Annotated in this window: 10 protein-coding genes; 8 read left to right on the plus strand and 2 right to left on the minus strand. The window is 35.9% G+C overall.

From position 1 onward, the window contains the following. Window positions 1-3: 3 nt before the first annotated feature. A complete protein-coding gene (locus UH7x_RS05725) occupies window positions 4-813 on the minus strand; it encodes a glycogen/starch synthase (RefSeq protein ID WP_482362760.1) in 810 nt (269 codons plus the stop codon). Window positions 814-916: 103 nt separating this feature from the next. Here UH7x_RS05725 and panC point away from each other — a divergent pair, with 103 nt between their 5' ends. The 6 genes from panC to radA all read left to right on the plus strand — a co-directional run bounded on the left by panC (window position 917) and on the right by radA (window position 6,996). After that, window positions 917-1,762, plus strand: coding sequence for a pantoate--beta-alanine ligase (gene panC, locus UH7x_RS05730; protein ID WP_482362761.1), 846 nt, complete (start codon window positions 917-919; stop codon window positions 1,760-1,762). A 26-nt stretch (window positions 1,763-1,788) separates the two neighbouring features. Next, on the plus strand, window positions 1,789-2,139 hold the full coding sequence (gene panD / locus UH7x_RS05735; RefSeq protein ID WP_482362762.1) for an aspartate 1-decarboxylase: 351 nt from the start codon (window positions 1,789-1,791) through the stop codon (window positions 2,137-2,139). A gap of 1 nt (window position 2,140) precedes the next feature. Next, window positions 2,141-3,106: a lysylphosphatidylglycerol synthase transmembrane domain-containing protein gene (locus tag UH7x_RS05740; RefSeq protein WP_482362763.1), complete on the plus strand. Its 966-nt coding sequence runs from the start codon at window positions 2,141-2,143 to the stop codon at window positions 3,104-3,106. Between the two features lie 28 nt (window positions 3,107-3,134). Continuing rightward, entirely contained in the window at window positions 3,135-4,277 is a 1,143-nt protein-coding gene (locus UH7x_RS05745) for an alpha/beta hydrolase (RefSeq protein ID WP_482362764.1), read from the plus strand. A 135-nt stretch (window positions 4,278-4,412) separates the two neighbouring features. Continuing rightward, entirely contained in the window at window positions 4,413-5,516 is a 1,104-nt protein-coding gene (locus tag UH7x_RS05750; protein WP_482362765.1) for a glycoside hydrolase family 5 protein, read from the plus strand. Between the two features lie 118 nt (window positions 5,517-5,634). Further along, window positions 5,635-6,996 (plus strand): DNA repair protein RadA, encoded by a 1,362-nt coding sequence (radA, locus tag UH7x_RS05755; RefSeq protein WP_482362766.1) that lies wholly within the window; start codon window positions 5,635-5,637, stop codon window positions 6,994-6,996. Between the two features lie 104 nt (window positions 6,997-7,100). Here the strand turns inward: radA and UH7x_RS05760 are convergent, their stop codons facing one another. Continuing rightward, a complete protein-coding gene (locus UH7x_RS05760) occupies window positions 7,101-8,141 on the minus strand; it encodes an NADP(H)-dependent aldo-keto reductase (RefSeq protein WP_482362767.1) in 1,041 nt (346 codons plus the stop codon). A gap of 288 nt (window positions 8,142-8,429) precedes the next feature. Between UH7x_RS05760 and UH7x_RS05765 the strand changes: the two genes are divergently transcribed. Together UH7x_RS05765 and UH7x_RS05770 are read left to right on the plus strand one after the other, a co-directional pair. Beyond that, the gene (locus tag UH7x_RS05765) at window positions 8,430-16,718 is read left to right on the plus strand and encodes a T9SS type B sorting domain-containing protein (RefSeq protein WP_482362768.1); all 8,289 of its coding nucleotides are present in this window, start codon (window positions 8,430-8,432) and stop codon (window positions 16,716-16,718) included. 128 nt (window positions 16,719-16,846) lie between these two features. After that, window positions 16,847-25,204: a T9SS type B sorting domain-containing protein gene (locus UH7x_RS05770; RefSeq protein WP_482362769.1), complete on the plus strand. Its 8,358-nt coding sequence runs from the start codon at window positions 16,847-16,849 to the stop codon at window positions 25,202-25,204. Window positions 25,205-25,366: the final 162 nt, after the last annotated feature.

Raw genomic sequence — 25,366 nt, forward strand, 5'->3', positions numbered from 1 at the left:
ATATTATTTTAAAACTTCGGTGTTATAAAAATTCGCATATGCTTCTTCGAATTCTTGTAAAGTAACATAAGGTAACACTGGTTTTTGAAGGTTGGAAATATGCTTTTGCAAATCTTCCGGAATTTCTTCCGATGCTAAAATAATAGCATCTGAAAAATCTACAGCTACTTTTAACAAATTATTATAGTCAGGATGAGCGAGAGGCTCAATACTTTCTTCTGGAATACCGTCAAATGATATTTTCTTAATCATATCAGAATCTAATTCACCATCGAAACCTTTACCATATACAGAGGTAACTATTTTACTATCAGCAAAAAGCGGTTCATCAGCATAAAATTTTCTAAGATATAATGGAAGAAGAGAAGCCATCCAGCCATGAACATGTATAATATCTGGAGTCCAATTCAGTTTTTTCACAGTTTCTACAACACCTTTTGCAAAGAATATTGCGCGCTGATCGTTATCCTTGAACAAATTTCCATCAGAATCTAAGAAAGTAGCTTTTCTTTTAAAGTACTCATCATTATCAATAAAATATACCTGAATACGCTCTCTAGGAATAGAAGCAACCTTAATTATCAACGGCATATCCATGTCATTGATAACTAAATTCATTCCAGACAGTCGAATAACTTCATGTAGTTGGTGTCTTCTTTCATTGATGTTACCATAACGAGGCATGAAAATTCTAATTTGGCCACCATTGCTGTTAACCATACGAGGAGTTTCATAAGACATAAGGGAAACTTCGTTCTGCGGAAGATAAGGTACTAATTCAGAAGATACGAACAATATCTTTTTGCCATTCATAAAAATTGTATTTTGAGATTCGTTCAAACAGAATTGCAAAATTACAAAAATTATGCCGATTAGCCTTAATTGTAGTAAGTTTGCGACCGTTTAAATTCAAAAAGTGCAAATAACAAATACCACATCCGAGCTTAAATCTCTGCTTTCTAACAAAAATAAACCCTTTAAATTGGGCTTAGTACCCACTATGGGGGCGTTACATGATGGTCATATGTCTTTAGTTAAAAAAGCAATAAATGAAAACGACCTTACCGTTGTTAGTATTTTTGTGAACCCTACGCAGTTTAACAATAGTGAAGATTTAGATAAATACCCCAGAACTTTAGAGGCTGATACTAAACTTTTGGAGCAAATTTCAAATGAAATAGTAATTTTTGCACCAAATGTTAGTGAAATTTATCCCGAAGGTCAATATTCCAATACTTATGAGTTTAATGGATTAGATTTAGTAATGGAAGGAGCATTTAGGGAAGGTCACTACAATGGCGTTGCTACCATTGTAGAAAAATTACTCCGAATTGTTAAACCCGACAAAGCATATTTTGGCGAAAAAGATTTTCAACAATTACTAATTATTCGAAATTTAGTCAACATACAACATATTCCTGTCGAAGTAATTGGCTGCCCAATTGTTAGAGAACCTAATGGTCTAGCTCGTAGTTCTAGAAATGAGAGACTCTCAAAAGAAATGCGAAAAGAGGCTTCATTTATTTATGAGACACTTTTAGCTATAAAAAAGAAGTTTGAAAAAACAAGTACTGACAAGGTTTTAAATTGGGGCAAGAAACAATTTGATGAGCATCCAAGTTTTAATTTAGAATATCTTTGTATTGCAGATGCTACAACCCTTGAAGTAATCAATCAAAAAAAACCAAACACAAAATATATACTGTTTATTGCCGTTTATGCAGAAGAAATTCGGCTAATTGACAATATAGCTTTGAATTAAATTAAATCAAATTAATTAACTTTACAATGCTAATTGAAGTCGTAAAATCAAAAATACATAGAGTAAAAGTTACAGGTGCAGACCTAAATTATATAGGAAGCATAACTATTGACGAAGACTTAATGGATGCTGCAAACATAATTAAAGGCGAAAAAGTACAGGTTGTTAACAATACAAATGGAGAGCGACTTGAGACATACGCCATACCAGGTCCGCGTAAAAGTGGAGAAATTACGCTTAATGGTGCCGCAGCTAGAAAAGTAGCAAAAGGTGATGTATTAATATTATTTACCTATGCACGCATGGATATCGAAGAAGCGAAAAAATTTAATCCTTCTTTAGTTTTTCCGAATGAAGAAACAAACCTTTTAGAGTAGTTTGAATAAACAATTGAAAAAGATATTAAAAACTATACTCCCAATTGCATTGGGAGTTTTTTTTGTTTGGTATTGGTACAACTCAACTTCACCGTCAGATAGACAGCAAATCTTGTACTACATTAAACAGGCAGACCTTTTTTGGGTAGGCTTCTCTATGGTTTTAGGCATTTTAGGTCATGTATCTAGAGCAATACGATGGAATTATCTCTTAAAACCAATGGGATACAAACCTAAATTAAGCAACAATGTTTTAATTATATTAATGTCTTATTTTGCTAATTTGGGTGTTCCGAGAATGGGAGATTTACTACGAGCTCCAGCATTAGCTACTTATGAAAATGTACCTGTTGAAAAAGGGTTTGGCACAATTGTTACAGAGAGAGTTATTGACGTATTAATGCTTTTTACTATAATCGCAGTGACATTTTTCATGCACACCGATATAATTTTAAGCTACTTACAAGAAATTGGATTTCCGTTAAATAAATTACTTATTTTGTTTTTATCAGGTTTAGTAGGACTGGCATTTTTCACTTTCTATATTAAAAAATCAAAAAATAATATTGCCATTAAAATCAAGAATTTCATAAATGGTTTAATGGAAGGCGTTTTAAGCATCTTTAAAATGAAGAATAAATGGCCGTTTATATTCCACACGTTATTTATTTGGGGTTGTTATATTGGCATGCTTTGGGTTATCAAATTTACCGTTGCCGAAACTATGACTTTAACCTTAAGCCAACTAATGGTTGCTTTTGTAGCTGGTGCCTTAGCAATGATGTTTACCAACGGTGGAATAGGTCTATATCCAATAGCGGTAAGTAAGGCCTTGGCAATTTTCGGAATAAGTGATGTTTCTGGTGATGCCTTTGGATGGATAATGTGGATTGCCCAAACCTTAATGATCGTAGTTTTTGGGGCAATATCTTTTCTAATATTACCGTTATTGAACAGAAACCGCTAGGTAATTCCAACCTGCCAAAAATCTGCACATGAAACGTTTACTAATACCTTTCGCATTTCTTTTATGCTTTGGCATGAGTGCTCAAGTAAAAGTAGAAATTTTTGAATCTTTTAAATTACAAGAAAGACGAGATGTTAAATACTACTTTCCTGAAGATTATGATGAAGCTAAAAAATATCCGCTAATTGTAGTTTTAGATGGCGAATACCTTTTTGATCAAGTTGTTGCTAATGCAAAATTCTACAGTAGATTTCATGGTATGCCACAAAGTATTATTGTTGGTATTGAACAAAGTCAAAATGAAATTCGTTTAGACGATTGTGCTTACGAGCCTGATAGTGGATTACCTTCAGAAAAAGCAAAGAAATTTTTTGAATTTTTAGGTATGGAAATAATACCGTACTTAGACTTAAACTATAGTACAGCGCCATTTAAAATGGTTGTTGGTTATGACATTACAGCCAACTTCAGTAACTATTGGCTTTTTAAAGAACATTCTTTATTCAATGCTTATATTAATATTAGTCCAGATTTGGCACCAGAAATGGAAACAAGAGTACCAGCTAGACTTGGTGCATTTGATAAACAAATATTCTACCAATTAATTCTGGAAGGAGAAAAAAATAAAAATACCGCCCGTATTTTAGCTATGGATAAAGCTATTAAGGCAATAGAAAAAGAATCTTTACACTACAACTTCTACCAATACGATGGTGCAGACCACACGTCAGTAGCAACTTATGGTATTGGTGAAGCTTTTGACAACATTTTTGGCATGTTTAAACCAATTAGTCCTAAAGAATATAAAACCCAATTATTAACTTCTGATGAGCCAGTTTATGACTATTTAGCTACTAAGTATAAAAATATTGAGGATTTATTTGGATTTAAAAAGGATGTAAATCTAAATGACCTTATGGCTGTTTATGCTGGTATTCGTAAAAAAGAAGATTATGATTCTCTAAAGCCATTGGCTGAACTTTGCAAAAAAGAGTTTCCATCGACAATGCTCGGTTTTTATTTTGAAGGAGAATACTTTGAGCAAATGGGTGAACCGAAAAAAGCGCTACGAACATTTGAAAAGGCATTTGGCATGGAAGAAATAGATTTTCTAACTAAAGAAATGGCTTTGGAAAAAATTGATGCATTAAAAGCAGATTTCGGTTACTAATTCAAAATAAAAAATAAAATTATTAATAAGAACTAGTATTAAGCTACTTTAAAATTAAGAAGCTTAATACTAGTTCTTATCAGTTTACAATAATGCTACTAAATCACTATCTTGTTTTTCCAAAAACCAGATATTATGAAATTTATTGGTAGAGTTATTACACTGACATTTATTTTAACCTCAATATTTTCTCAAGGACAAAAAACAACAGCGATTAACGAGAAATTTGAAATATTTCGTGGAACCAATATTGCACATTGGTTGTCCCAAAGTAAAGATCGCGGAATTGATCGTCAAGAAAAGTTTACCAAAAAAGATATTGTCTCAATTGCCAAAATGGGTTTTGACCATATTAGATTACCCATAGATGAGGAACAGATGTGGGACGAAAATGGCAATCGCCATAATGATGCTTTCCTGCATATGGAAAATTGTATCAATTGGTGTGCAGAAAACGGCTTACGAGTAATTATCGATTTACACATCTTAAGATCACATCATTTTAATAATAAAGAAAAACCCTTATGGACAGATCCAAAGGAACAAGATAAATTCTTTGATTTATGGCGCGATATTTCAAAAGCACTAAAAAAATATCCAAATAATCTGGTTGCTTATGAATTAATGAATGAAGCAGTTGCCGATGACCACGAACTTTGGAACAACCTTGTTGCCAAAGCCTTTTCGGCCATTCGTAAACTAGAGGACAAGAGAACTATAGTAATTGGATCAAATCGATGGCAATCAACTGAAACTTTTGATGCTTTAAAGGTCCCTGAAAATGACAAGAATATAATATTGAGTTTTCATTTTTACTCTCCTTTTCTTTTAAGTCATTTTGGAGCTAGTTGGACAGATTTAAAAGATTATGCTGGTCCTGTTCATTACCCAGGAAAATTAATTTCACAATCCGAATATGATGCATTACCCGAAATCCAAAAGGCTGGAGCAGAAAAATATATTAATCAAGAATGGAATAAAGAATTTATTTTCAAAAAGTGGAAGAAACCTATGCTGAAAGCCAAGAAACTTGGACTACCCCTATATTGCGGTGAATTCGGAATTGTAGCAACAGCGCCCTCAAAAGATAGGTTAGAGTGGTATAAAGATATGGTGGCATTATTTAATGAACATGGAATTGGTTACGCTAATTGGAACTATCGTAGTGATAATTTTGGACTTATCGATTCTAAAGGAAGTAATGAAAATCTTATCCAAATAATTATAGGTAAAGAGTAAATTAAAGATAGGTGAATTACATACTTTTTATTTAAGGGTCTAATGGTATTAGACCCTTAAATATTACCAATAACTTTTAAACTTTATTTTATCTTCGCCATAAATCTCAAAAAAAGTAATGGCTAAAACTAAAACAGCCTTTTTCTGTCAAAATTGTGGCACTCAATATGCAAAATGGGTTGGGCAGTGTGCGGCTTGTAAAGAATGGAATACAGTTGTAGAAGAGGTTATACAAAAGTCGGAAAAATCTAGTTGGAAATCAGAAACTAGTCCATTAAAAAAAACTGCAAAACCACTTCGAGTCAATGAAATCAGCACAGAAAAAGAAGTACGATTAAATACGTTTGATTTAGAATTTAATCGCGTTTTAGGTGGTGGACTTGTTCCTGGAGCTTTAGTTCTATTAGGTGGTGAACCTGGAGTAGGTAAGAGTACACTTTTATTACAAATTGCCTTAAAACTACCTTATAAAACATTGTATGTTTCAGGTGAAGAAAGTCAGAAACAGATTAAGATGCGTGCCGATCGCATACATCCAGAAAGTGAAAACTGCCTAATTCTTACCGAGACTAAAACTCAAAATATTTTTCAGCAGATAGAGGCAACTGAACCAGATATAGTTGTAATAGACTCCATACAAACATTACACACCGATTATATTGAATCGGCGGCAGGTAGTATTTCTCAAATACGAGAATGCACAGCTGAACTCATAAAATTTGCAAAAGAAACAAATACGCCGGTTATACTAATTGGCCATATTACAAAAGATGGCTCAATAGCTGGACCTAAAATTTTAGAACATATGGTAGATACCGTTCTTCAATTTGAGGGTGATCGCAACTATGTTTACCGCATATTAAGGGCTTTGAAAAATCGTTTTGGCTCCACTTCAGAACTAGGCATATACGAAATGCAAGGCGGTGGCTTAAGACAAGTGAACAATCCTTCAGAAATATTAATTTCTAAAAATGATGCTGGTTTAAGTGGCACGGCAATAGCGTCTACCGTAGAAGGTCTTAGACCATTAATGATAGAAATACAAGCATTAGTAAGTACGGCTGTTTATGGTACTCCACAACGTTCTACCACCGGTTACAATGCTAAGCGACTAAATATGCTTTTAGCTGTTCTGGAAAAACGCGCAGGATTTAAATTAGGCGCAAAAGACGTATTTCTAAATATTACAGGAGGTATTTCTGTTGACGATCCAGCAATAGATTTGGCTGTTATTGCTGCAATACTATCGAGCAATTCTGATATACCAATTGAAAAAGGTATTTGTTTTGCTGCTGAGGTTGGTTTAGCAGGAGAAATTAGACCAGTGCAGCGAATTGACCAACGTATAATTGAAGCAGAAAAACTTGGATTTAAGACAATTTATGTCTCAAAAAACAATAAAATAAGCCTTAAATCGTCAAAAATAGAAGTACTTATGGCAACAAAAATAGAAGATGTTGCAAGTGCGTTATTTGATTAACGTTTGTCGCGCATAATTCGAGCAAAAACCATAATAATGACAATTACCGCAATAATTATTACTAATTGCCAAAAGCCAATTTTAAGAAATATCATACTATAATTTTAAGGTGCTGGGTTAGGGAATTCATTATGTATTGCTTCTATACCGTCAAGAATTTCATCAGTAAGTTTTAAATCTATACTAGCTACATTTTCTTCAAGTTGCGTCAAATTTGTTGCACCTATAATAGTACTAGTTACAAATGGTCTACTATTTACATAAGCTAAAGCCATTTGCGCTGTAGACAATTCATGCTTTTTAGCTAATTGATGATACTTTTCAGTTGCTTTCACAGCAGTTTCACTACTATACCTAGAATAATGCGGGAATAACGACAATCTTGAAGCCGCAGGCGACATACCTCCCAAATATTTTCCGGAAAGCGTACCAAAACCTAATGGTGAATACGCTAAAAGACCAACTTTTTCTCGAATAGCAATTTCAGATAGTCCAACTTCAAAAAGGCGATTTAAAAGACTATATGGATTTTGAATGGTTATTGTTCTAGGCAATGAAGCATGTACTTTACTTTCTTCTAAAAACCGCATCAAACCCCAAGGAGTTTCATTAGAAACGCCAACTTGCCTAATTTTACCTTCAAGAATGAGGTCTCTAAAAGTCTCCAATATTTGATGAATATTGTCTTGCCAATAATCCGTTTTATCATACTTAAAACCACGCTTACCAAAATAATTAGTAATACGATCAGGCCAATGTAATTGATAAAGGTCTATATAATCTGTCTGTAAACGTTTTAAACTTAATTCAACAGCATTGGTTATTGATTCTCTAGTAAAACCAGTTTCGCGAATAAATTTTGTAAAATCTGCTTTACCAGCAATTTTACTTGCTAAAACAACTTTATCTCTATTGTTATTCTTCTTAAACCAAGTACCAATTATTTTTTCAGTATGGGCATATCTATCTGGGTGTGCGGGCACAGGATATAACTCAGCGGTATCAAAAAAATTAACACCTTTTTCAAGTGCGTAATCCATTTGCTCATGACCTTCTGCTTCCGAATTTTGTCGACCCCAAGTCATTGTTCCCAAACAAATTTTACTCACTTCAATATCGGTATGTTGTAGTTTGGTGTATTTCATTTACTTGTTTTTACTGCAATAAAGGCGCAAATTTAACAATTTTACTGCTCCCCTTGTTCATTGAACACACGCATTTAACTTTTCCTAAATATATAGTTTATGTAAGCCTTTTACTACAACGATGTAAATAAAAAGTTAAAACATTAAAAATATACCGATTTCTTACTGTTAAAATGCAAATAACGGGTACTAAAACATACCCAATGCCGTTAGTTGAAATATTATAAAGAGTGTGTGTTTTGCCCCCGAATGACTATCACTTAACACCAACCAAAACTACACCTACTTATGACTACGCCACGATTTCTATTCGGCAAAAATAGATTGAATCTTTTTTTATTTTTTGCTTTAGTTGTATCCTCATTATTCGCATATATAATTCCGAAAACAGTTAATATAACTTCTATTCCAATTATTGAGGAAGAGGCTATTTTCGCTTCGCATCCGTTGACTGGTCTATCAGACAACGTTGTAATTTGTAGTGACGATGGATCCGAAGTACATGAAATATATTTATGTGGCGCCACTGATGAGCGCGTACTTAATGCGAACATATCAAATTACAAACAAATTATATGGTCCAAATTTCAAGATGGTAGTTGTGCCGCGGCGCAACCTAACTGCCCTAATACCTCTCCAAGTTGCACTTGGAATCAAGTAAGTTCAAATGCACAATATACAGTAACCGATAGTGGTGATTATCGTATTTACGTTCAATATAATGACAATAGTGTTGTACGATACTATTTTAATGTATATTCCAATGGTCTTGACCCAAATGCAGTGGCTACAGATATAGATTGTAATGGACCTGGTAGCATCACTATAAATAACGTTCCATCTACTTATGAATTCAGCATTAACAACGGAGCTTCTTGGCAAGATTCAAATGTCTTCTCTATAACTAGTGCTAATAATTATGATGTTCAACTTAGAAGAAAAAATAGTATTGGCGGATGTTTATTTGAATTAGATGACATTACAATAGATAACATCAGTATAGATGCTACTGCTACTCTAATACCGATTACATGTACAGGTGAAAAAGGTGGAATTAAAATTGATATTAATGCGACTTCATTAACATACATCTATGAAATAAGTAAAGGTGGTAACTTAGTAAATTCTTCTGGTCCAGTTTCGAGTACCACGTATACTTTTAACAACTTAGATGAAGGAACCTACGGTATAGAAGTAAGGTTTTCAAATAGCATCGGTTGTACTTGGACAACTACTGAAACTTTAAATCCATTTAATTCGGCACCACCTAATGCCGTTGCAACTAAGAATATTGATTGTACCGATGGAATAATTACAGTAACACATTCCGGAGGTACTGCACCTTATTCATATAGTGTTAATGGCAATGTTAATTTTTCAACATTTACCTCAGGTAATCAAACAACTATACCAGTAACCACAGCTGGCAGTTATACAATTACAGTAAAAGATGCTAATGGTTGTGAAATAGATTCTGCACCTATAAATATTGTCGCCGAATCTGAAATTGCTTATTCATTAATATCAAAAGATATTTCTTGTAATGGTGCTAATGATGGTAGTTTAAAAGTAAATGTATCAAATGATCAAGGGTATAATCTTTCGTACAGTTTAAATGGTGGAAGTTTTCAAACATCAAATGTATTCAGCAATCTAAATTCTGGCAATTACACTATTACCATTCGTAAAACAAAACCTGGTAGTACTTGTACTTTAACAACTGCTACCGAAACAATTGCAGAGCCTATTTCATTACTGGCTACTGCTGCGGTAACTATACCTATTGATTGTGACAACACAACAGCAACTATTGGAGTTACTGGCACCTCTGGAGGAACAGCCCCTTACAAATACAGCCTTAATGGAACTACTTTTCAAACCAACACTACCTTTCCTGGACTTGGTTTTGGTGATTACACAGTTACTATTGCAGATCAAAACAATTGTAAGGTTACCATTCCATTAACCGTAGATACAAGTGCACATCCATCTAACTTACTATTTGGCATCGACAATGTAAACTGTACTACTAAAGCTACTGATGTAGCCGTTACAGTAGAAAACGGTACTGGTCCATTCACCTACCGCATAGTTTCGCCAATACCAACTACCGCAAGCTCGAACAATGTTTTTACTGGACTAATTCCAAATTTAGTCTACAGATTTGAGGTAATAACCGCCGACAACTGTACCATTATACGCGATTTTGCAGTTCCGCAACCCATGCAATTCAGCACATTTACTACCGTCAAAGAAAACGTTAGTTGTTCTACTGCAACTGATGGTGTAATAGAAGTAGCAGTTAACGATTTTCAAACATCGTATGACGTAGTAATCGAAGATAGTTCTGGTAACATTACCCCCTTTGGAGTATCCAATATAACTAGTTCACCAATTACAATTTCAAACCTTCCTGCAGACACGTATACAATTAAAGTCGCCGATGAATCGGGCCCATGCCCTAAAATTCAAACTGCAACTGTAAAACAGCCAGCTTCACCCTTATCAATTGCTTCATACGATGTAGTGCACGTTTTATGTAGCAAACCTGGATCCGTAAAAATAAACGCTACAGGTGGATGGGGATCATATAAATATCAGGTAAGACGACCAGATAACACATTATATCCTGCTACCGCACAAACAAATAAGACCATTACCGGACTAACTCAATTTGGGCTTTACACAATTATCGTGACAGATATAAACGGTTGTATTGAGGATACACAAACCTTTACAATTGAAGACCGACAAGGCCCTGTTGCTGAAGTTGACCAAGCAGCATCTGAGTATTGTTATACAACTGCAACAAAAAGCAGCTTGAAAATTGATATCCTATCTGGATACCCTCCGTATGTATATACAATAAATAACGGACCAAAACAGACAATCACTGGAACCTCATTTACTTTGAGCAACCTAACTCCAAAGAAATATGTAGTAAAGATTATAGATTCTAACCTATGTTCAGCTATTGTTGCTGACACTGAAATTAAGCCACAGCTTTTTTCTGTCGGTACTGTTACAAAACCCTTAGGATGCGGATCAGCACCTGCCGATAGAGCAATTCTTAACGCAAAATCTAGCGGCGGATATGGAACAAGTACTTTTGAAGTACGCATGGATAGTGGTTCATGGTCACCTGTAACATTTCCCTACCCTACAGCAAATGTAGGTAGTTATGAATTTAGAGCGACAGATGCAAAAGGTTGTACAGCAATTTCACAGCCTATTAATGTGGTGGTCCCACCAGCAATAGGCAGCAATAATAAAATTACACCTACGGCTTGTGGGTCAAACAATAATGGTAGTATTGTTGTAAAAGGAACTGGTGGCACACCTCCTTTTCTATACAGTTTTAACGGAAGCCCATTTTCTACTAAAACACTTTATAATAAATTAGATGCTATTGATTATGTATTAGTTATTCGTGATAAACTTAATTGTGAATTTTCTGAGACTGTAACAATAGGGGCACTTCCAAGTATTTCAGCTACTGCCACAAAAACAGCAGATATTAGCTGTAACCCAGGCACTGGTGATTCTCCTGGGATAATTGAAGTATCTAACGTACAAGATGCTGTCGGCTTAGTTCGTGTACGACTTAATGGTGGTGACGGTACCACACCAGGCACACCACCTTGGGTATATCAAAATGTAGGGGGATTAGATATGAGCAATCCTTCAACAGTCCATACTATTAATATTAATAATCATGGCACCTACCATGTGACGGTAGAAGATGAACGTGGTTGTATTTGGAAATCAGACCCTATAACCATTACGAGACCTCCGATTCCACATGGAGTAACGCAACCTGTGGGAATGCAAACATGTGCAAATGGAGCCACATTTGATTTTACTGTTAACCCAGACCCAGGTCTTGTTGGTCCATTCAAAATGCGTATGTGGCCAGGTAGTCCTGATGACCCTTTTGGTGGAGCATGGCGTGATTTCGATACAGCAACTAATCCGTCGTACGACGCATTAGATCCAACTAATGAACGTGATTACCGAGTTTCTGGACTACTATTTGGGGTAAACTATGATATTATCGTTTTAGATATGAATACCCAATGTACTTATGTTGCAGATTTGGGAATGGTCATAGCGCCAGATCCACCAGACGACAAATTCAAAGCGTTTTCTACAGTTCAGTCTTACGTTTGCGCCAATAGTACGGGTGGTACAGCCAGAATACGAGTAGAAGCGGCAGGAGATGCTAATACATTTGGCATGGGTGGACCAGATGGAATTCAGTCTGTTACATGGAAAACTTATAACGCCAGTGGTAGTAGTAACCCTGCTTATGTTCATTCTGGCACAGCTAACGATAGTGGTTCAGGAGGTGATATCATTTTTGATATTCCTAATGTAATTACCGGTTGGTATGTTGTGGAAGTACAAAATGAATCTGGTTGTACTGTTGGTAATAGATTCAATATATATGCGCCACCTGTGGAATTGAAGAATCGATTACAAGATTATTCACCACCTAACTGTAATATAGGTGCTCAAATTGCTGTAGAAGCCAAAGGTGGATGGAATGATATAGATTCTTATCAAGCAAGTAATACTATAGACCCTACATGGAGAGAATATGAATATGCTTATGTTTTAGCTAGTATTATTGACCCAACTACAATACCAGCATCGGAATGGACAACAGATGATTATAGAGAAATTACGCCTACGGCATATGATGGTATAAACAACGTTTATCAAGTTTGGGTACGAGATGCTGCAGGTTGTATGGACGAACTTGACACTCCAATTACCATTATCAGAGATTTAGATCCAGTGCTTGATAGTGTAGTTGTAAATAATCGTTGTAGCACTCCTGATGAATTGTACAATACTACCATAAATATTTCTGGTGGAACTGGCACAATCTATTATACTTGGGATGGTGAAGTTACTACCTCAAACACCAAAGACCTAACACCTGGTGAGCACACAGTTCAAGTCACCGATGAAAACGGTTGTGCAACATTGTCTGAAGATTTACTAATTTATCCTCAGATGCAAACCTCTGCCTCAGTTACACAAATTGAACCATGTGACCCACCGAATAGTGGGGAAGTACTTGTAGAGGTATATGGTGGTTCTGGAGATTATTCTATAGAACAAATTTCTCCAGCTGGACCTACGAATACAACTGGGGTATTTACAGGGTTAACACATTCGATTAATTATGAATTCAGAATTCATGATAACTTATCAGGATGCGCAGATCAAACGGTAACAGCCTATATTGATGAGCCATTAATCCCAAAATTTAGAACGGTTACTCCGGTACAACAAGTAACTTGTAATGGAGATGACAATGGTAAAATTATAGTCGAACCAGAGCCAGGACAAACTAATTTAGACGTTTTATACGACTATAGTATTAATGGAGCCCCATATCAGGCATCAAATGTATTTGAAAACCTTGCTCCCGGAACCTATACAATTTCTGTACATTCTGCGAAAAATTGTATTCAAACACTTCCACCGGTGACAATAACTGAACCAACTCCATTAGTTCTAGACACTCCTACTGTTACTCCTTTCGCTTGTACAGCCGACAATTCATATGGTACTGGCGTACTAAGTGTAACTGTAAATGGAACTGGAACCAGTCCATACAATTTCAGTTATAATGGATCAGGTTATAGTTCTAGTGATACATTTGAATTCTTATACACATCGAGCCCTCAAACAATAATTATTGACGTTGTGGATACAAATGGATGTACCGATCAAACTACAATAATAATACCTGCTGCAGAAAAAGTAACAGCAAGTATAAATGAAATTCAGGCTATGAATTGCGATGATGATGCAATCATTGAAATTGTAGGAACCCCAGCTGCAGTCAATCCGACTGATTATGAGGTACGCGAATTAATTTCTGGCAACTTAATAAATGGAACAGGACAGGGGCAAATTACAATACCCGCAGGAAACCCAGGATATTACATATACGAACTATTGGATACAACTACGGGTTGTGCTTCAATAATAACCTATAGCATTGCTCCTTTTGACTTTATTGGAATTTCAGCAACAAAACTTGAAGATGTACATTGTTTTGGTGATGCTGACGGTGCCCTTGAATTTACGTTATCCGGATATTCAGGTGCTTATGATTTTGAAATTATAGATACCGCGAATCCTAGCACACCTTTCATCATTGGTTCTGGAAATACTTCCACTCCAGTTTCTACGGTTAATACATTACCTGTTGGCACATATTATGTGAAGGTAAAAGCAACAGAAATTCCATTGTGCGAATCGGAGTCTAATCATATTACCATTCAATCACCAGAATCTGCTTTAGATTTTAGTTACGAAATCACTAATCTTTTAAGTTGTGTGCCTGGCAATGATTCAGAAGTCACTGCAACCCCAGTTGGTGGATGGTCTGGATATGAATTTGAATTAATAGACCCAGCTAATCCTGGAACTCCAATTCAATCATTTGATCCTAATAATGTATTTAGCGGTTTAACTTCTGGTATTAATTACGAACTTACCTTAAGAGATTCAGGTGGATGTGATAATGTAATGCAGGTAATTACCATACCTACAATTGATGCGATTATATTAACCGAAACGAGTACGAATCCAACTTGTCCTGGTGCTGTTAATGGTTCTATAACTGTAACCGCTGCAAGAGAATTTGGGAACGGACATACAGATTTTCAATATATTTTAAACAACGTTACAGATGGCGTAAGTAGTGCCCCCCAAGATGGTAATGTATTCAACAATTTAAATGAAGGCCATTATAATGTAACAGTTATCGATGGTAGAGGTTGTGATGTAGTTTCTGCATCAATAGATATAATAGACCCATCAGAAGTAACTGTTGATGCTGCTATAACACAAGAGCCTAGTTGTACACCGAATCAAGGTGAAATAACATTGTCCGCAACAGGTGGGTCAGGAGTGTATGAATATAGCATGATTGATCCTGCCTCGGGCACATGGACCTCTAATAATGTTTTCTCTAATTTAGGACCTGGCACATATGAGTTCTTAGCGCGTGATGCTGACCCTTTAAATCTTTGTGAGTCTCCAATTTCTGTGATTCGAACTATAAATGTGGTTGACCCTCTAGAAGTTACTGTTGATGCAACAAACACAGTTATCAACTGTTTCAGTGAAATGGATGCTGTACTTATTGCAGAAGCTACAGGTGGTCTAGGTGATTACACCTACGAACTACAAGATGGTTCTGGTACTGTTTTAGTACCCGCTCAAGCATCAGGTATTTTTGAAAACTTGGGTGCTGGCACATATAGAATTAGAGCCTTAAGTGGAATTGATTGTGTAGACATCTCTGATAATATCAGTATAATCGAACCTCCATTACTTAGAGCTACTTTATCTGACCAACGCGATGTGCAATGTTTTGGTGAAGCTGATGGTAATGCAACTATAACAGTTACTGGTGGTGTTAGCCCATATAGCTACACCATATCTTCAGAACCTCAAAAAACATTGGATACCAATTTCTTTGAAAATCTAGATGTAGGCAATTACACTGTAATTGTACAAGATGCTAATGGTTGTGATGTTGAAGTACCTATCGTAATAGATGGTCCGACTGAAGCTCTAGCAGTAGCAATCAATAGAGTAGAAGATGAATTATGTTCTAGTGATGATAATGGGCTAATAGAATTACAAATAACTGGTGGAACAGCTCCATATGAATACAGCTTGCAAAACACTAGCGGTTCATTTAGTCCAGTTGGGAATCCAAATTCTTTGGTAATCGACAACTTAGATGGTGGTGCATACATCGTGTATATTAGAGATGCCAATAGTTGTACAGAAAACATCTTACAAGAAATAGAAGTAGGGGCTGATTTAACAGCTACTTATGAAACAATCTATGAATGTAGAGATGGGCAACCAGTAAGCATTACAACAGTTACTGTACAAGACGATACTATTGCCGGAGATGTCATGTATGCTTTAAATTCTGAAGATATTAATGCAGCACAGGATAGTCCCATATTCGAAAATATCACTCCGGGTACAAACTATATCAGCATTTTACATTCTGGTGGTTGTATTGAGCGACTTGATAATATTGAAATTGATGCTCCAAACCCATTAGTATTAACCAGCGAGCAAGGGGGCATCAACGAAATTAAAGTTGAAGCAACAGGCGGTGATGGTAGTTATACCTATTATTTTAATGATCAATCTAATAGTGAAGGATCATACTTTATTAATCATACCGACACATATGTCGTAAGAGTAGTAGATGGTAAAGGTTGTGAAACTTCAATAGACGTATACTTAGAATTTATAGATATAGAAATTCCAAACTTCTTTACACCCGATGGTGATGGTATTCGTGACACTTGGGTAATTGGCAACTCAGAAGGATTCCCGAATATGATGGTAACTATTTTCGATAGGTACGGTAGACAGATTAAACAATACATTGGTATTGGTGAGTGGGATGGATCATACAAAAAAGAAGACCTACCGACTGGTGATTATTGGTACATAATAAAACTAAATGGACCGAATGATGAAAGAGAATTTGTCGGACATATGACAGTATATAGATAAATCGATTAATAACACTCTAAAACTACTTTTTATAATAAATCTACCCAAATACCGTTATTTCAGAGCCTAAAGTGTGTGTAAATGCCAAACGACCACCACTTTAAACAAACTAAAATAACGACCTACTTATGACTACGCCAAAATTTTTTGCCGGCAGTAATAGACTGAAAGTATTCATAGTTCTTGCTTTAGCAGTATCATCATTATTTGCATATGTACTGCCAAAAACTTCAACTATTGTATTAGAAAATACCAATATTGAGGAAGATATAGTTCTTCCGCCCCACCCGTTATCAGGACTATCAGATAATGTAGTGATTTGTGGTGATGATGGTAGTGAAGTACATGAAATCTTTTTGTGTGGTGCTAGTGACGAACGCTTACTCGCAACAAACATCTCTAACTTCAATCAAATAATTTGGTCGAAATTACAAGATGGAAGTTGTACAGCCTCACAACCAAACTGCCCAAATACATCACCAACTTGTACCTGGGATCAATTAAGTACTAATACACAATATACCGCAACAGAGAGTGGTGAATATAGAATTTACGTTCAATATAATGACAATAGTATCGAAAGGTACTATTTTAACGTTTACGCCAATGGCTTAAACCCAAACGCAGTGGTTACTGATATTGATTGTAGTGGACCAGGAAGTATTTCAATTAATAATGCTCCTTCAACTTACGAGTACAGTATAAATAATGGAGCAACTTGGCAAGACTCAAATGTTTTCTCCATCACAAGCGTTAACTCTTACAACATACAACTTAGAAGAAAAAACAATACAAGTGGATGTCTATTTGAGCTTAATGATATTGATGTAAACAACAATAGCATTGATGCTAGTGCTACAATACTTCCAATTACTTGCAACAATTCTAAGGGAGGAATACAAGTTGACATAAATGATGCTTCATCAACCTATATTTATGAAATTAGTCAAGGAGGGAGTTTAGTAAATTCATCTGGACCTGTTTCAAGTAGTTCTTATACTTTTAACAATTTAGATTCTGGTACTTATGATATTGAAATAAGAATTTCTAGTAATTCAACTTGTACTTGGACAGGAACTCAAACATTATCTCCTTTTAACGCTGTTCAACCCAGTGCAGTTGTCACGAAGAATATAGATTGTACAGATGCTATAATTGCTGTAACACAAACAGGTGGTACTGCTCCCTATGAATATAGCATAAATGGTAGTCCAACTTTCACCTCTTTTATATCAGGCAATCAAACAACAATTCCAATTACAGCTGCTGGTAATTATATAATAACGGTCAGAGACACTAATGGTTGTGAAGTTGATTCAGCACCTGTAGATGTAGTTGTAGAATCTGAAATTACTTATAGTGCAAATTCCAATAATATTACATGTAGTGGTAACGATGATGGGAATATTTCAATAGATGTTACCGATTCTCAAGGTTATTCTACAACTTTTAGTAACGATGGAGGAAGCACTTTTCAGACTTCTAATGTCTTTAGTAATCTAGCAAGCGGCACTTACAATATTGTTATTAGAAAACAAAAAGCAGGAAGTTCATGTGATTTAGTCCATGGAGATATTACCATAAATACTAGTCCTGCATTTAATGTTTCTGCATCTGTTACTCAACAGATAGACTGTACAAACGGATCAGCTACAATCGCAGCAAGTGTAACTTCAGGCGGAACTGCTCCATTTGAATACAGTACAAATGGTGTTAATTTTCAAACTTCTACTGATTTTACAGGATTAGGAGCTGGAGATTATACAATTACCGTTAAAGACGTAAATGGGTGTACTTCAACTGTTGATCAGACCGTAACTTCTGGTTCTAACCTATCAGATCTTACATTTTTAACTAGCAATATAGATTGCACAACAGGTGCAACTGATGTACAAATAATAGTTCAAGGCGGTACAGCACCATTTATATACAAAACTACTGCTCCAAGCGCTGTAACAGCACCTGGCGACACATTTAACGGTCTTACTCCAAACACTTACACTTTTGAAATAACTGGTGATGATGGTTGTAAAATAGTACGAAATTATATTGTACCAGAACCAAATGTTATTCAAGTTACTGCATCTGTAAAAAACAATGTAAGTTGTTTTACTTCAGGTACAGCTGACGGTGTTGTAGATTTAACTGTAAACAATTTTGATACAGAATATAGTATAACTGTCGAAGACAGTGCTGGCAATTCTACTGGGTCACATGATGCCAATAACATTACCACAACTAATTATTCAATTACTGGTCTACCTGCAGACACTTTTACCATTTATATTTCAGACGCCTCTAGTGTTTGTCCAAAACCTATAGTGGTTACCGTTGCTGCTCCTGCATCTGCATTAACTGTAGATTCTATCAATGTTGCACATTTAAATTGTGGAACACCAGGATCTGTGACTATTGAAGCTTCAGGTGGTTGGGGCAATTATACATATACTGTTGAACAGCCCGATAACACTTTTACACCTTTTCAGTCGAGCAAGACAATTACCGGTCTTACCCAAGTTGGTACACACATTGTGAATGTACGTGATGTTAATGGATGTTTAGTTGACACTACAACTTTTGATTTAGAAGATCAAGGCGGTCCAGTTTCAGTAGTAGATCAAGCTAATTCTAATTACTGCTATAGCACATCAACACAAGGAGAATTAAAAATTGATGTAACAGATAATGGCTATGCTCCATACTTTTATGTAGTTAATAATGGAACACCACAACCTGTTGTTTTGGGCACCTTTACATTATCAAACTTAACCCCAGACACTTATGAAGTAAAAGTTATTGGAAATAATGGTTGTGAAACGATTGTTGCTGACACCAATATTTCTGGGCAATTATTTGCACTAGGCAGTATTACAAAACCTTTGGGTTGTGGCTCTGACCCAGATGCTAATATTACTGTTGTACCAGAAGAAGGTTATCCACCATATACATATCGCGTAGATTCAGGTGCTGGTTACAGCGCCACAACAATGCCATTCACAACTTCTGTTGCAGGCACTTTCACTTTTGAAGTTACCGATGCAAAAGGGTGTATGTTTATTACTGACCCAATAGAGGTTACAGCATCACCTGCAATGACAGTTTCAACAAATATTTCAAATACTGCCTGCGGCAAAGAAGGAACAGGTTCAGTTGAATTAGCTGCACATGGTGGCACCCCACCATTTGCTTATAGCTTTGATGGTAGTGCTTTTACACCTCAAACATTATATAATGGCTTAGATGCAACTACCTACACTTATTCTGTTAGAGATGCACTAGGCTGCGAAATTCTAAATCAAGTTGCCATTGTTGGTGCTGAAGCTGCTATTACTGCTGACATTGTCAAAACTGATATTACATGTGATCCATTAAACGGTGGTACACAATGGGGTAATACCAATGTTAACAATGTGCAAAATGCGACTGGTTTAATTAACATTCAACTTATACGGGTTAGTAGCGCTGCTGATCATGCAGCAGGAACAGGTAGAGAATGGACTTATAGAAACTACGAAAATGTAGATATGAGCACCCGTCCAAGTGGATATAATATTAGAATGTATTGGCCGCTTCCATTTTATGTACGAATTATAGATGAAAAGGGATGTATTTTTGAATCTGATGTTTTCGAAATTGAACAACCTCCTTTACCATGGGCACAAAAAGCGGAGGCCGATTTAGATCAATCTTGTGCTAATGGAGCCACTTTTGAAATTGAAGTAGGAGATCCAACAAATCTAATAGGTCCATTTCAATACCGCATCTGGCCATATGATGTAGATAACCCACCTTCTTGGCGTAGTTTTGAAGTACCTAATTCTCCAATTTCTGGAACTGTTGGTGAAAACGAAGCTTATGGTGAAGATACAGACATTGGTTTATATGAAAGAGATTTAAGAGTTAGCGGTTTACTTTTTGGTGTTAGCTATTCTATCGTATTGTATGACGAAAACACAGGCTGTCAACGTTGGCGTAGCTTAGGTGTTGTTCACGCACCTGAAGCACCTAATAATGCTATTGATGTTGTTTCTACACCACAAAGTTTATCTTGTTATTCTGGTACTGATGGAAGAGTAAGATTTAACGTACAGGGCGCAGATGATTTTGATGGCGATGGAAACACAACCATTCAATGGTCTATTAAACATACAAGTGATTATGGTCAAGGAGGTTCGATTACGAGCTACAGACAAGATGGAACACATACTGTACCTAATGCATCTGCGGGCAGCATAGACATTGATGTCTCTAATCTAAGGGTCGCATGGTATGTTGTTGAAATTGAGACAGAATCTGGTTGTAAATCAGGAAATAGATTTTTAATATACAGGCCTAAATCCAGACTTACCTTAGAACTAGATCAATATGTTTCAGCCAGTTGTAATTATGGAGCCCAAATTGCAGTTACTGCTAAAGGCGGTTGGGATGACCAAAACTATTTTAACGTACGTAATAAACTAGATCAAACTGGTTGGCATGAATATGAGTATGCTTATGTAGTAGCTAGTGATTATCCAGATCCAACTCTAATTCCTGCTACATCTTGGGGTGCTAATACTTTTGCAACAGTAAATCCAACGGCATATGACGGTGACCGCAATGTATACCAAGTTTTTGTTAGAGATGGTGGTGGTTGTATAGCTGAATTAGACACACCAATTACAATTACTTATGATGACGAGCCAGTAATTGACACAGTAGATGTTACCAACAGATGTACGTCTACAAACGAACTATATGATATTGTAGTTACACTTTCAAATCAAGGTACCAATCCAATTAATGGAGCTCCTTCATATATTTGGGATGGTGAAGTGACAACTTCTTCTACAAGAAGGTTAGGCCCTGGTAATCATACTTTAGAAGTAAAAGATGAAAAAGGATGTTCCGTTACAGAAAACATCTTCATTTACCCTCAAATGGTAACTTCTGCTAAGGTAACAGAATTAGAACCTTGTAGTCCTCCAAATAGTGGAGAAGTTACAATTACCGTTTATGGTGGATCTTTAGATTATACTTTTGAACGATTAGATAATGGTGAAACAAATAATACTGGAATATTTACAGGGCTTACACATTCTACATCTTATGATTTTAGAATTACAGATAATCAATCAGGTTGCCCAGTACAAAATATTACAGGTGTTACAATAGATGCTCCTGTACAACCAGATTTTGTTATTGACTCTATTGAGCATGTTACGTGTAATGGCGCCGATGATGGAAAAATAGTTGTATCTCAAGCTCCATCTTCAGAAAATTTAGATGTAACCTATGATTATAGTTTAGATGGTATTACCTATCAAGCATCCAATGTGTTTGATGGTTTAGCACCTGGTGTTTATACAAATGTTAGCGTACGTTCTTCAAAGAACTGTATTCAAATATTACCTACACAAACCATTACAGAACCTTCGGCATTAGTTTTAGACCCTCCTACTGTTTCACCATTTACGTGTACAACAGATAATGGACTAGGAATGGCAACTATTACTGCAACCGTTGATAATGGAACCGGAACACCGACAGGTACAGCTCCTCATAATTATAGTTTTGGTGGCAGTAGTTTTAGTACTACCAATACATTTGACATCGCTTATACTAATGTAGCACAAACAATTACTATTGATGTAATTGATACAAATGGTTGTACAGATCAAACTTCAGTAACAATACCTGCAGCTACTAAAGTAACAGCTACTATTGTGGAAACACAACCAATGGACTGTGATGACGATGCTATTTTTAATGTAGTTGGAGCCGATGGTAGTGGTATTCCTAATTATGAAACAAGAGAACTTCCTTCAGGTAATTTAATTAATGGTACTGGTCACGGTACTATAACTATTCCTGCAGGCAGCCCTGGAACTTATGTGTATGAACTTACCGACACAGTTACTGGTTGTTCAGCAAAAGTAAGTTATACTGTTGCTCCTTTTGAAACAATAGAAGTAACTGCTACCAAATTAGATGACATTACGTGTTTTACATCAACAAATGGTGGTTTGGAGTTTTCAGTTTCAGGTTACACAGGTGCTTACGATTATGATGTTTATAATACAAATGCACCAAGTACTTCTATTTTGAATGGCTCTAGTAATACATCTATGGGTGCAGTAAGTATAAACACTTTAGGTGCTGACACGTATTTTGTAGTTGTAGATGCCACTGATGCTCCAAAATGTGAGGCAGAATCGAATTACATCACAATACAATCTCCTGCTGAAGTACTTGACTTCACGTATCAGACTACCCAACAATTAAGTTGTGTACCTGGTAGTGATGCTCAAATAACTGCAACACCTATTGGTGGATGGTCTGGATATGAATTTGAATTAATAGACCCAGCTAATCCTGGAACTCCAATTCAATCATTTGATCCTAATAATGTATTTAGCGGTTTAACTTCAGGCATTAACTATGAGCTTACCTTAAGAGATTCTGGTGGTTGCGACAATGTTATGCAAGTTATTACCATACCTACAATTGATGCGATTATTTTAACCGAAACGAGTACGAATCCAACTTGTCCTGGTGCCGTAAACGGAAATATTACTGTAAACGCAACACGAGAATTTGGTAACGGACATACAAACTTCTCTTATGTTTTAAATAATATAACAGATGGTGTAAGCCGAGTTCCACAAAGTGGTAATGTTTTCAATAATTTAATTGAAGGACAATATTCTGTTACTGTAACGGATGGAAGAGGTTGTGATGTTACCACTGTTGTTATCGATTTAATAGACCCAGCAGAAGTAACTGTTGATGCTGCTATAACACAAGAGCCTAGTTGTACACCGAATCAAGGTGAAATAACATTGTCCGCAACAGGTGGATCAGGAGTGTATGAATATAGCATGATTGATCCTGCCTCGGGCACATGGACCTCTAATAATGTTTTCTCTAATTTAGGACCTGGCACATATGAGTTCTTAGCGCGTGATGCTGACCCTTTAAATCTTTGTGAGTCTCCAATTTCTGTGATTCGAACTATAAATGTGGTTGACCCTCTAGAAGTTACTGTTGATGCAACAAACACAGTTATCAACTGTTTCAGTGAAATGGATGCTGTACTTATTGCAGAAGCTACAGGTGGTCTAGGTGATTACACCTACGAACTACAAGATGGTTCTGGTACTGTTTTAGTACCCGCTCAAGCATCAGGTATTTTTGAAAACTTGGGTGCTGGCACATATAGAATTAGAGCCTTAAGTGGAATTGATTGTGTAGACATCTCTGATAATATCAGTATAATCGAACCTCCATTACTTAGAGCTACTTTATCTGACCAACGCGATGTGCAATGTTTTGGTGAAGCTGATGGTAATGCAACTATAACAGTTACTGGTGGTGTTAGCCCATATAGCTACACCATATCTTCAGAACCTCAAAAAACATTGGATACCAATTTCTTTGAAAATCTAGATGTAGGCAATTACACTGTAATTGTACAAGATGCTAATGGTTGTGATGTTGAAGTACCTATCGTAATAGATGGTCCGACTGAAGCTCTAGCAGTAGCAATCAATAGAGTAGAAGATGAATTATGTTCTAGTGATGATAATGGGCTAATAGAATTACAAATAACTGGTGGAACAGCTCCATATGAATACAGCTTGCAAAACACTAGCGGTTCATTTAGTCCAGTTGGGAATCCAAATTCTTTGGTAATCGACAACTTAGATGGTGGTGCATACATCGTGTATATTAGAGATGCCAATAGTTGTACAGAAAACATCTTACAAGAAATAGAAGTAGGGGCTGATTTAACAGCTACTTATGAAACAATCTATGAATGTAGAGATGGGCAACCAGTAAGCATTACAACAGTTACTGTACAAGACGATACTATTGCCGGAGATGTCATGTATGCTTTAAATTCTGAAGATATTAATGCAGCACAGGATAGTCCCATATTCGAAAATATCACTCCGGGTACAAACTATATCAGCATTTTACATTCTGGTGGTTGTATTGAGCGACTTGATAATATTGAAATTGATGCTCCAAACCCATTAGTATTAACCAGCGAGCAAGGGGGCATCAACGAAATTAAAGTTGAAGCAACAGGCGGTGATGGTAGTTATACCTATTATTTTAATGATCAATCTAATAGTGAAGGATCATACTTTATTAATCATACCGACACATATGTCGTAAGAGTAGTAGATGGTAAAGGTTGTGAAACTTCAATAGACGTATACTTAGAATTTATAGATATAGAAATTCCAAACTTCTTTACACCCGATGGTGATGGTATTCGTGACACTTGGGTAATTGGCAACTCAGAAGGATTCCCGAATATGATGGTAACTATTTTCGATAGGTACGGTAGACAGATTAAACAATACATTGGTATTGGTGAGTGGGATGGAACTTATAAAAAAGAAGACCTACCAACCGGTGATTATTGGTACATAATAAAACTAAATGGACCGAATGATGAAAGAGAATTTGTCGGACATATGACAGTATATAGATAAAAAAAAGCGCCAATTGGCGCTTTTTTATTTTCTTTTAATCCGAAACATTTCCTAATAAATAATCTGGCTAATACTAAATTTTTAATATTTTTTGTCAAAAGAAGTTAACCTTTTGCAATAGTTTTCATAAAGAAAAGCATATTAATCTTTAAAGCTTTTAAT

Source organism: Aurantibacter sp. UH7 (assembly GCF_056839165.1).